This is a genomic window from Vibrio sp. 2033 (genome assembly GCF_033339735.1).
Genome location: NZ_JAWOVC010000527.1, coordinates 1 through 610, shown reverse-complemented (window position 1 = coordinate 610; position 610 = coordinate 1). Strand labels below are relative to the sequence as shown.

The following is a 610-nucleotide window of genomic DNA, read 5'->3' as shown; positions in this document are numbered from 1 at the left end:
TGGGTTTCAAGATTCCTATGATTTTGACCAGCGCTTCCATATTGGAGCTGGAGACGAATAAGGGGGCCTGCTGGCCCCCTTATTATTTGGTTGGTCTTTTAGAACCTTTGATTTGCTATGTTGTACCCCCTGACGGCAGTCAAATAGCTACCTGAACGGTCTCCAGCTTCCGTCGAGTTCTGCAATACGTTTACCAGCTTGTCCGTAAACTCTTCGTTTTGCTGAGAAAGAACAGGCTGACCTCCTTGCATCATCGGTGAGCCATCCGGGTTACGTTCTGCATACGCCATTTTCAGATTCTGAACAGCCTGGTTCATGCGACCTTCGTTTGTGTCAAACGATTCGGCATAAACAGCGGCTTGGGATTCAGTCAGCCCATAACGGCTTTGAGCGATAGACTGCATCGTTTCTTTGAACTCATCACCGTACTGGTTCATAAACTGCTGCGCGGCTCCACCACCAGCTTCTGCGGCAGAGGATAGCGCTGCTGCATAGAACGCGCCGCGTTCCTCAATGCTCATCCCTTTAGCGGCTTCCGATAGATCAGATTTACCAGTTAACCACTCCTTCGCTGCATCATAGCCGCTTGCAGCAGCTCCCATGACGTTGC

The 610-nt window shown here is 50.5% G+C and carries 1 pseudogene; it reads right to left on the bottom strand.

The features are described 5' to 3' along the window. Positions 1 to 98: 98 nt before the first annotated feature. Positions 99 to 610, bottom strand: a pseudogene (locus R7P74_RS27595) (conjugal transfer protein TraG N-terminal domain-containing protein); the annotation flags it as partial.